Genomic DNA, 11277 nt, shown 5'->3' with positions numbered 1-11277 from the left:
TGATATTTCGTATTTTAAAGTTTAGAAAGGGTTGATATATTGGAATTAATATTGATTTTAATAGCATGTTTATTAGGATTTATGTTTATTAAATATTTATTTAAAAAAGTTATGCTATGTTTGTTCATTTTAGCTTGTTCAGGGGGAATAAGCTTTATATACAAAATTCCATATAGTATAAGTGTTTTTTTAGTTTCAGTAATAATTTATTCATTTTATTCTATTTTCTCAGAAATGAAAAATATGGGCTGTAAGCTTTTTAAATCGAGAAAATCATATTTAGACGGTTGGTCTGAAAAATTAGTAGATTTACTATTTAGTATAAATTACATAGTTTTTATGATTACTTCTTATATGATATTTATGAGAATGAGTTTTTCTATGATAGATATATTTGACTTAGGTATAGCCTTTTTTATAACATTGTTATGTATATGGATAGTTGGTCATAGTAAAAACTTTGTTTTAAAATTTATAAGACATAAAGAATTTGAAATTTAAAATAAACATAAAAAAACAGGTATATAATATATACCTGTTTTTTTATGTTTATTTTAAGTTATGACATGCAACAAAATGCTCGCTATCTGTTTTAATCATAACAGGTTCCTTTTGTTCACAAATCAAAGTTTTATGTTTACATCTAGTTCTGAACCTACAACCAGATGGTGGATTTATAGGGCTCGGTACATCTCCATCTAAAACTTCTTTTTTTGTTTTTTCTCCGATGATTGGAATACTACTTAATAAAGCCTTTGTGTATGGGTGTCTAGGGTTGCTGTATATATCTTCGCTGCTTCCGATTTCTACTATCTTTCCTAGATACATAACTCCAACTCTATCAGATATATGTTTTACCATAGATAAATCATGTGCTATAAATAAGTAGGTTATCCCTAACTCTTCTTGCAAATCTTCGAGTAAATTGATAACTTGAGCTTGTACTGAAACATCTAAAGCTGATATAGGTTCATCACAAAATATAAAATCCGGCTTTACTGAAAGTGCTCTAGCAATTCCAATACGCTGCCTTTGTCCTCCACTAAACTCATGTGGATATCTGTTTGCATGCTCTTTTTTTAATCCAACTTTTTCAAGCAGGTTATATACAATATCTTTTTTCTCAATCTTAGAATAATTCGTGTGTATATCTAATGGTTCACAAATGATTTCCATTACAGTCATGTTAGGATTTAAAGATGCATATGGATCCTGAAAAATTGTTTGTGTTCGTTTTCTAAATTCTTTTAAATGCTTTTCATTTTTTTTAGATATATTTTCTCCATCAAATAAAATTTCACCATCTGTAACATCATATAGTCTTATTAAAGTTCTTCCTAATGTAGATTTTCCACAACCACTTTCTCCAACCAATCCTAACGTTTCACCCTTTTTTATATAAAAACTAACATCATCTACAGCCTTAACTTCCTTTACATCTTTTTTTATTAAACCACTTTTTTGAATAAAATATTTTTTTAAATTTTTAACTTCTATTAAATTCATTTTTTCCTCCTGAATATTTCCAACAGTCTACTTTATGATTTTCATTAATTAGTTTTGTTGCAGGTCTTTCAATGCACATATCCATTTTTTCATTACATCTATCATAAAACGGACATCCCTTAGGAGGTTTTAGTAAATTTGGAGGTGTACCCTCTATAGATGTTAATTTTTCTTTTTTAGTGTTCACCCCTCTTGGAATTGATTTTAACAATCCTATGGTATATGGGTGCTTTGGATTTTCAAAAATCTCATCTACCGTTCCTATCTCCATTATTCTACCGCCATACATAACAACTACTCTATCACAAGTATTGTAAACTACGCCCAAATCATGTGTTATTAGCATTATAGAGCTATCTTTATCTCTATTTAAATCTTTTAAAAGATTTAGTATTTGAGCTTGTATAGTAACATCTAATGCTGTTGTTGGCTCATCAGCTATTAAAAGTTTAGGATTAGAACTTATAGCCATTGCTATACACACCCTTTGTCTCATTCCACCACTAAACTCATGAGGATACCTATTTACTCTATCTTCAGGTGAAGGTATTCCTACTTTTCTTAAAATTTCAATAGATTTTTCTCTAGCTTCTTTTTTATCTAAATGTTGATGCCTAATTATAATTTCTTGTATCTGATTTCCAACTGTTATAAGGGGATTTAGGGCAGTCATAGAATCTTGAAATATCATAGATATTTTATTTCCTCTTATTTCCCTCATATCTTTAGTACTTAATTTTAATAAATCTATTTCTTCAAAAAGTATTTCACCATCTTTTATTTTTCCTGGTTTCTCTATAATTCTCATTATTGATTTAGATGTTATACTTTTTCCACTTCCACTTTCACCAACAATTCCAACAGTTTCTCCTTTAAATACATCAAAACTAACATCCCTAACTGCTTCAACTTCTCCTTCTTGTGTAAAGAAAGAAGTTTTCAAGTTTTTAACTTCTAATATTTTTTCCACATTTCTCACCTACCTGTCATTTGCTTTTGGATCAAATACATTTCTTAACACATCTCCAATTAAATTAAAACTAAGTACGGTCAATAATATAAACATACCTGGGAAAAATGCTAAGTAAGGCGCATCCATCAAATAACTTTGAGCATCTTTCAACATACTTCCCCACGATGCATTTGGCTGAGTTACTCCAACACCTAAAAAACTTAATGATGATTCTAATAGTATTGCGGTTGCTATATTTATAGTAGCTGAAACAATTATAGTTGGTAGTATACTTGGAATTATATGCTTAGTTATTATTTTAAAAGAACTTTGTCCCGACGCTTTTGCGTATAATACATACTCTCTTTCTTTTACCGATAGCGTCTCTCCCCTTACAATTCTAGCAATTGACATCCATCCTAGAAATCCAATTATAAGTATTAAGTTTTTAACTGATGCCCCTAAATAAGAATTTATAACCAAAATTAAGAAAAATGTTGGAATACACATAAGAATATCTATACTTCTCATTATAAAATCATCTATTTTACCTCCAAAATATCCACTTATAGCCCCTATAATAGTTCCTACCAATGTAGATATTATCATTGCCATAAATCCTACCATAAGTGATATTCTTCCACCATAAAGGGATCTAGTAAAATAGTCTCTACCTACATCATCTGTTCCAAATAAATGTGTTAGGCTCGGTCTTAAAAGCCTATTAATCGGATCTATCTGATTAGGGTCATAAGGTGATAAAAATGCAAAAACTGAAGCGATTGTAAAAATCACAATAATTGCAATGGCTAGTATTGCTAGCTTATTTTGTTTTAAATTTATCTTTAAATTTTTAATTACTCTATCATTCATTTTACTACCCTCTCTTATGATTTAATTCTAGGATCTACCATTGCATATAGTATGTCAGCTATCAAATTCCCGATTATCAGCATCGCCGATGAAAATAAAGTTATCCCCATAACTACTGGGTAGTCATATCCAAAAATTGCATTTACTCCTAGTTGTCCCATTCCTGGCCATCCAAATATAGTTTCTGTTATAAATGTACCTGTAAAAATACTAGGAAGTGACATTCCAAATATAGTTATCACAGGCAATAAAGTATTTTTTAGTACATGTTTAAAAAGTATATCTTTCGTGCTAGCTCCATATGCATATTGAGTAGTGACATAATCTTGTTTTAATTGTTCTATAGTACTTGAACGAATGTATCTTATATACACTGATAAATTGTAAAAACTTAAAACCGTAACGGGTAATATTAAATGATTTATTAAATCTAAAGTTGTATCTACTCCAATAGTTCTCATCCCTACACTAGGGAATATATTTAATTTTATTGAAAAAACATATATTAGCATCATTGCAAACCAAAAACTAGGTATAGAAATTCCAATATATGAAACTACGTTTAAGACTTTGTCTATTATTGAATTTTTCTTATACCCTGATATAAGTCCTACTGGTATTGATATCATAATAGATATTACTAATGCACTTCCAGAAAGTAAAATAGTTGGTCCTAACCTTTCCAATATAAGATCTAGCACAGGCTTACTATTAACCATTGAGTATCCTAAGTTACCTTGTATAGTGTTAAATAGCCATTTAAAATATTGAACTATTATTGGGTCGTTAAGTCCCAAACTTTCTCTAATTCTTTCTATATCTTCTACATTCATATCCGGTGATATGTATGCCTGTAGTGGGTCTCCTGGTGCTAAGTGCATTAATATAAATGATATTATAGTTATAAAAAACAACATTGGTATCATATTTAAAAGTCTTTTTATAATTTTTTCTTTCATACTGTCACCCCAATCTAAGCTTACTTTAAAAGAGCTGTTTCTATTATGAAACAGCTCTAAAATTTATATATCATTTTCACTACTTCTTATTTAGTTTAGATAAATCTTGGAACATATATATCGGAACTAATTTAGCTTCATCTATTCCTGTGTATTGTTTATCTATAGCAACCATAGATTTAGGGTATGCTATCGGATATAATGAAACGTCTTCAACTATTTTTTGTTGAATTTCTTGATATAATTCTCCTCTTTTAGCACTATCTGTCTCTACAGATGCTTCCTTAAATAGTTTATTTACTTCTTCATTTGAATAACCTTGTACATTATTTGACTCTTCATTTGTAAATATAGATGCATAGCCTGCTGGTTCATTCCCCATAACATAACCATTTATAGCCATATCAAATGTTCTAGTAGATAAATCTTCTGTAAATAATTGGCCTAAAAATGCACTTCTTTCTAGAGGCACTAAATCAACTGTTATTCCTATTTCTTTTAAGTTATTTTGTATCACTAATGCTATTGATTCTAAAGTTTTATCTCCATTAGTATATCCTAATCTTAATTTTAAATTTTCAGTTCCTGCAGATTTTAATAATTCTTTAGCTTTATCTTTGTTATAGTCATATTTTTCAACATCATCTGTGTAATATAATGTATTTGGTGCAAATAATGAGTATGCTTTTTTAGCATATTTATCTGATCCATAAGCTGATGTCATTATTTGATCTTTATTTATTGCATAAGCTATAGCTTGTCTCACTTCTTTTTTAGCTAAATCTTTATTTTCTTCACATAAAACTAAATTGTCTACCATTCCCTCATCAAACATTTTTACATCTAAATTTTTATTCTTAGATACAGTTTCAACTTGATCTGGTTTAATATAATTCGCTTGAACTTCTCCATTTTGAAGCGCCATAGTAGCTGAATTTCTATCTGGAATTATTCTATACGCTACGGTATCTAAATTGGGATCTCCCAAGAAATAATCTGTATTCTTATCTAGTAGTATACTTTCTCCAGATTTTACTTCTTTTATTTTATATGGTCCAGAACCTATAGGTGAATTATTTTTTTCACTCTTAGCTATATCTTTCTCCCCTTCAAATATATGCTTTGGTATAGGTCTTAAAGAACTTAGTGTATCTTCAAATGACATTAAAACTGATGGCAATTTAACTTCAAAATTTTGATCATCTATTTTTTTGAATTCAACAGGTTCTCCATTTACTAAAAAATCTGCTCTTCTTATTGAATTTTGATTTTTATCCATAATAGCATTGTATGTATATATAATATCGTCTGTAGTTATAGGCTTTCCATCATGCCACTTTAAATTATCTCTTAATTTAACCTTATAAGTTAAGTAATCATCTGATATATCAACTTTTTCAGCTAAGTATAACGTTTTCTCTTCACCTTCTATAACATATAGAGGTGAATAAATAGCATTCATAAGCGTCATTGATGCTCTATCGTTAGCATATAATGGATTTGTTGTTTGTGGATTTCCACCGGCTACTAAAGTTATGGATTTCCCACTTGAAGCACTATTTGTTTTCCCTGAGTCTTTACTTTCAGAACCTTTGGATGCGCATCCTACAGTAAACAACATCGTACTGATCAGTCCTAGCGATATTAATCGTTTTGCAATTTTCATTTTAATCCCCCTTGAAATTGTATAAATATTAGATATTAGTCCCAGGTCTATTGTATGAAAATTGTATAAATATGTAAAATTGTTATTTTCTATTTCTTGCTACTCATATATAGATAAAAACAATTACATTGAATAAAGTATTTAAGACATTTTTTAGTAAAAAACAAAAAAGGACTTAAATAAGTCCTTTTTTGTTTTTTTAATTTTAACTAGCTCTACTTTCTTTGTTATCTTCTTTTTTAAAGCTTAATTTAGGAAATTCTACTAATAAAGATATACTTGCAAATATTAATAGGAATATTGGATAATATAAAAATTTAATAACTCCTATAGATGAAACTCCAGCAATGCCTACAGCCGTTAATATTTGAGCTCCATAAGGAATCATACCTTGCCAACATGATGAAAATAAATCTAATATACTTGCAAGTTTTCTTGGATCAAGACCATACTTTTTCCCAATGTCCTTAGCTAATGGTCCTGCTGTTATTATAGTTATAGTGTTATTTGCTGTACATAAATCTATTATACTAGCAATTAAAGCTATTCCAAACTTAGCTCCAGTTGGGCTTTTTATCTTGCTTGTTACAAAATTTAATATGAAATCTATACCACCATTGTGTTTTATTAGTCCTATTACCCCACCTACTATAACTACTAATATACATAACTCTTGCATTCCAGCCATACCTTTAGATACAGCATCTATAAATTGCCACATATCTAATGTTCCTGTAAAAATTCCTATAGCTCCTGCAAATACAACCCCTCCTGCAAGAAGTACAAAAACATTTGCTCCAGCTAGAGCTCCAACTAATACTGCAACATACGGTACAACTTTTATAACTTCATAAGGTCCAGCTTCAGCTGAAGCTGCTGTCCCTGCTGTCATTACAGCTATTATTATAAAACTTAGTAATGCTGCTGGAAGTATAATAAAGAAGTTCATTTTTACCTTATCTTTCATCTTACAACCTTGTGTACTTGCCGCTGCTATAGTTGTATCTGATATCATAGATAAACTATCTCCAACCATAGATCCACCAACTATTATTGCTACTAGTAATTCTAATTGTATTCCAGTTTTTTGCGATACTCCTATAGCAATAGGTGTTAGTGCAGAAATCGTTCCAACAGATGTTCCCATTGATGTAGATATAAAACATACCATTAAAAATAAACCTGGTACTAATAAATTTGGTGGTAAAATCGCTAAGCTTAAGTTTACTGTAGAGTCTACCCCTCCCATTGCTTTAGCTACACTACCAAAAGCTCCTGCTAATAAAAATATAACAATCATTATTAGTATGTTACTATCTCCCGCACTCTTTAAAAAAACTTCCATTTTATTATCTAAAGATTCTTTTGGATTAATTATAAATGCCACTACGGCTGCAATTACAAATGCTGTCAATGCTGGCATTTTATAAAAGTCTCCAGTTAAAATCCCACTACCTAAAAATAATATTAAAAATACACCTATAGGAAGTAATGCTATCGCACTTCCCTTTTTTTGATTCAGACTATTATCGTCTATATTTTCCATAATTTTTTCCTCCCTTTACATTATGAATAAGCTTCTTAACCCAACATCTATTGTATGAAAATTGTATAAATATGTAAAATTGCAAATATCTATGTACTAATTTGTAAATATAGAGAAAATCAATTATGTTAAATTTTAAACACTTTTTTCAATAATTATAATTTCATTAAGTGTAAAAAAAGCAAGTGAATATTAATATTTATTCACTTGCTTTTTTATTTAATTTGTATATTTTTTATTCTAAGAATGAGCTTTAAACATTTTAACATATTTTACTTTACTTAGAGAATATGAAAGCGGAATAGCTATTACCATACTTATTATTCCTTGTATTAAGTTTGCAGGTATAGAAGCTGCTGAAATTATAGCACTACCTTTTAATAATATTCCAGCTATAAAATATCCTATTACCATTGTTAAAGTTCCTATTCCTGTTGAAAGTACACTTTTTATAATTGTATTATTATTTTTCATTATAATTCCAACTAAATATCCTTCTAATCCTTTTATTATCAGAGTAAATATTGCCCAATGAGCATATCCACTTAATATGTCAGCAAAAGCAGAACCGATTCCTCCTGCTATCATACCTGTTATAGGTCCAAATAATATTGATGAAATAAAAATCACACTATCTCCAATATTAACATATCCATCAGTTCCAGGTATTGGTATTTGTATGGCCATAGTAGCAATACAAACTAAAGCTATCATCAGACCCTTAATCACTGTTTTCCTTGTATCCTCATGCATATTATATCCCTCCACGATCAATTCCTTATGCTTTTATTATAAAGAAACCTATTCAAACATACAATAATTATTGTACCCATACAATTATTATTTTGATTGTATGGATACAATGATCATCATATACATATATAATTTTTACCCTAAATTTTTCATAATTAAATTTTAATTTACCTAAGCGTAAAAAAAATAGCCTAATTTGGCTATTCTTTTTTATTACTTATATGCTTTAAAGTTTTTTAATCTTAATGCATTACTAACTACAGATACTGAACTTAAACTCATAGCAGCAGCTGCTATCATAGGATTTAATAAAGGTCCTCCAAATAAATATAAAATCCCTGCTGCGACAGGTATACCTATTGTATTATATCCAAATGCCCAGAATAAATTTTGCTTAATATTTTTAATTGTTTCTTTACTTAATTTGATAGCTGTAGGGACATCCATAAGATCACTTTTCATTAATACAATGTTTGCAGATTCAATTGCAACATCAGTTCCACTTCCTATGGCAATACCTATATCAGCCTTAGCTAATGCAGGAGCGTCATTAATTCCATCACCTACCATTGCTACAAAATTACCTTTTTCTTGAAGTTTTTTAACTTCATTTGCTTTATCTTCTGGCAATACTTCAGCTAAAACAATATCTATACCAACTTCATTTGCTATTGCATTTGCTGTTTTTTTATTATCTCCAGTAACCATGGCAACTTGAATTCCCATTTCATGTAATCTTTCTACTGCTTTTTTACTGTTTTCTTTAACTATATCAGCAACAGCTATTATACCTGCTAGTTTATTATCAATAGATATATACATTGGAGTTTTACCTTCACTTGCTAATTTATCCGAAATTGTCTCTAACTCACTTGTACTTATATTTTTATCATCCATAAGTTTCTTATTTCCTAATAATATATTCTTTTTATCTATTGTTACTTCTATACCATGACCTGTTATAGAGTTAAAATTAGTTACATTTAAAATTTCTAATTTTTCTTCCTCGCCTTTTTTTACTATAGCTTCTCCAAGCGGATGTTCTGACCCTTTTTCTGCACTTGCTGCAAATTGAAGAAGTTCTTTTTCACTAACTATATTAGTAGTTACAATATCCGTTACAACAGGTTTTCCTTCTGTTATAGTTCCTGTTTTATCAAATATTATAGTATTTATTTTATGTGCAGACTCTAGTGCTTCTCCACCTTTTATTAATATACCATTTTCTGCGCCTTTACCTGTTCCAACCATTATAGCTGTCGGTGTTGCAAGTCCTAATGCACATGGACAAGCTATAACTAATATAGATATAAAAATAGTTAGAGAAAATACTAAATCTTTTCCACCTACAAAGAACCAAAGTAATGCACTTATTGTAGCTATTGCTAGAACTGTTGGCACAAAATAACCCGATACAGTATCAGCTAATTTTGCTATAGGCGCTTTGCTTCCTTGTGCATCTTCAACTAATTTTATAATCTGAGCAAGAGCAGTATCACTTCCTACTTTTTCTGCTTTAAATTTTATATTGCCATTTTTATTTATACTAGCTCCAGTTACCTTATCTCCAACTTTTTTCTCAACAGGCATACTTTCTCCTGTAAGCATAGATTCATCTACTAAAGTATGTCCCTCAATTACCATACCATCTACAGGTATCTTACTTCCTGGTTTTACTACTATAATATCATCTTCTTCAACTTCATCAATTGGTATTTCTAACTCCTGTGAATTTTTTATTATTATTGCAGTCTTTGGCTGTAATCCCATAAGAGTTTTTATAGCTTCAGAAGTTTTTCCTTTAGATCTAGTTTCCAGATATTTCCCAAGTAATATTAGTGCTATTATTATACCAGCACTTTCGTAATATAATTGATGATCATGCCCACCTACATGACCAATTTTTCCCGTAGCAATTTGTATAGTGGTATATATACTGTATATAAGCGCTGAAGCTGTACCTATTGCAACTAAAGAATCCATGTTTGGACTTTTAGTTATTAATGCTTTTGTTCCATTTATATAAAACTTATATCCCGCTCCGATTATAGGTATTACTAATAATAATTGAACTAATGCATAGTTTAGTGAATTATGCATAGGGTTTATAACCTCTGGTATAGGTAATGGTCCAAATGGTTTAGGCATCATTGGTCCCATAGCTATATATAATAATGGAATTGCAAATACCATGGATATTATAAGCTTATTTTTAAGAACCTTTATTTCTTTTTCTTTTCTTATTTTATCTTCATCTATATTATTATCTTTAATTTTTTCTACAACTTTATAACCTGCTTTTTCTATTGCGCTCTTAATTTGTGATAACTTTACTTTTGATCCATCATACTGTATTGTTGCTTTATCTGTTGCTATATTTACATTTACAGATTTAATACCCTCTAGTTTTTTTATACCTCTTTCAACTGCTTTTGCACAAGATTGACATGTCATTCCTTCTATTTTTATATCAATTTGCTTAGCTTCATCTACAACTTTATACCCTGCTTTTTCTATTACACCTTTAATTTGTGTTAATTTAACTTTAGACCCATCATACGTTATTGTTGCTTTATCTGTCGCTATATTTACATTTACACTTTCTACTCCATCTAATTTTTTTATACCTCTTTCAACTGCCTTTGCGCAAGATTGGCATGTCATTCCCTCTATTTTTATATCAATTTTTTCAAACAATTCCGTTTTTTTCACCTCTTCTTTTATACCATAACCAGCTTTTTCTATAGCATCCTTTAAATCCTCGAATTTAACTTTATTCGGGTCATACTCTATCTCTAGTTTTTCTGTTGCTATGTTTACACTCTGATTTTCTACCCCATCTAATTTTTTAACTGCTTTCTCAACAGCTTTTGCACAAGCTGCTCAAGTCATCCCAGTTATTTTATAAGTACTTTTGTTTGTATTTATACTCATCGGTTTTCACCATCCTTAAATTTAATAGTTTATAATAATATTATATACCCCCTATGGGTATTTTGAAACACTTTTTTTAATAAAATTT

General features: G+C 29.5%; 9 protein-coding genes and 1 pseudogene. 1 reads left to right on the top strand and 9 read right to left on the bottom strand.

The window, feature by feature from the left end; translation table 11 throughout:
* The first annotated feature begins 234 nt into the window (after positions 1–234).
* The gene (locus tag VN21_RS18730) at positions 235–501 is read left to right on the top strand and encodes a hypothetical protein (protein WP_161794407.1); all 267 of its coding nucleotides are present in this window, start codon (positions 235–237) and stop codon (positions 499–501) included.
* A gap of 48 nt (positions 502–549) precedes the next feature.
* On the opposite strand, the gene VN21_RS13955 is transcribed toward VN21_RS18730, so the two are convergent.
* The 9 genes and pseudogenes from VN21_RS13955 to VN21_RS19430 form a co-directional block, all read right to left on the bottom strand.
* Entirely contained in the window at positions 550–1506 is a 957-nt protein-coding gene (locus tag VN21_RS13955) for an ABC transporter ATP-binding protein (RefSeq protein WP_046823794.1), read from the bottom strand.
* A complete protein-coding gene (locus VN21_RS13950; protein WP_046823793.1) occupies positions 1487–2476 on the bottom strand; it encodes an ABC transporter ATP-binding protein in 990 nt (329 codons plus the stop codon). Before VN21_RS13950 ends, VN21_RS13955 begins: the two co-directional genes overlap by 20 nt.
* Before the next feature lie 9 nt (positions 2477–2485).
* Complete coding sequence (locus VN21_RS13945; protein WP_021433423.1) at positions 2486–3331, bottom strand: ABC transporter permease; 846 nt, start codon at positions 3329–3331, stop codon at positions 2486–2488.
* A gap of 14 nt (positions 3332–3345) precedes the next feature.
* Positions 3346–4290, bottom strand: a complete 945-nt coding sequence (locus tag VN21_RS13940; protein ID WP_046823792.1) for an ABC transporter permease — start codon at positions 4288–4290, stop codon at positions 3346–3348.
* A gap of 79 nt (positions 4291–4369) precedes the next feature.
* Entirely contained in the window at positions 4370–5956 is a 1587-nt protein-coding gene (locus VN21_RS13935; RefSeq protein ID WP_046823791.1) for an ABC transporter substrate-binding protein, read from the bottom strand.
* Positions 5957–6161: 205 nt separating this feature from the next.
* On the bottom strand, positions 6162–7502 hold the full coding sequence (locus VN21_RS13930; protein ID WP_152650818.1) for a Na+/H+ antiporter NhaC family protein: 1341 nt from the start codon (positions 7500–7502) through the stop codon (positions 6162–6164).
* A gap of 240 nt (positions 7503–7742) precedes the next feature.
* Positions 7743–8255, bottom strand: coding sequence for an ECF transporter S component (locus tag VN21_RS13925; RefSeq protein ID WP_046823790.1), 513 nt, complete (start codon positions 8253–8255; stop codon positions 7743–7745).
* Between the two features lie 213 nt (positions 8256–8468).
* Entirely contained in the window at positions 8469–10967 is a 2499-nt protein-coding gene (locus VN21_RS13920; RefSeq protein WP_226896716.1) for a heavy metal translocating P-type ATPase, read from the bottom strand.
* A 21-nt stretch (positions 10968–10988) separates the two neighbouring features.
* Positions 10989–11126: pseudogene (locus VN21_RS19430) on the bottom strand (cation transporter); the annotation flags it as partial.
* Positions 11127–11277: the final 151 nt, after the last annotated feature.

This window comes from Paraclostridium benzoelyticum (genome assembly GCF_001006285.1).
In the GTDB taxonomy this organism is placed as follows: domain Bacteria; phylum Bacillota; class Clostridia; order Peptostreptococcales; family Peptostreptococcaceae; genus Paraclostridium; species Paraclostridium benzoelyticum.
The sequence above is the reverse complement of the archived record's forward strand: the minus strand, read 5'-3'. Positions and strand labels throughout refer to the sequence as shown.

Coding starts and splice junctions, on each gene's coding strand:
- VN21_RS18730 (WP_161794407.1), top strand. CDS start 235: ATGAAAAATATGGGCTGTAAGCTTTTTAAATCGAGAAAATCATATTTA.
- VN21_RS13955 (WP_046823794.1), bottom strand. CDS start 1,506: ATGAATTTAATAGAAGTTAAAAATTTAAAAAAATATTTTATTCAAAAA.
- VN21_RS13945 (WP_021433423.1), bottom strand. CDS start 3,331: ATGAATGATAGAGTAATTAAAAATTTAAAGATAAATTTAAAACAAAAT.
- VN21_RS13940 (WP_046823792.1), bottom strand. CDS start 4,290: ATGAAAGAAAAAATTATAAAAAGACTTTTAAATATGATACCAATGTTG.
- VN21_RS13935 (WP_046823791.1), bottom strand. CDS start 5,956: ATGAAAATTGCAAAACGATTAATATCGCTAGGACTGATCAGTACGATG.
- VN21_RS13930 (WP_152650818.1), bottom strand. CDS start 7,502: ATGGAAAATATAGACGATAATAGTCTGAATCAAAAAAAGGGAAGTGCG.
- VN21_RS13925 (WP_046823790.1), bottom strand. CDS start 8,255: ATGCATGAGGATACAAGGAAAACAGTGATTAAGGGTCTGATGATAGCT.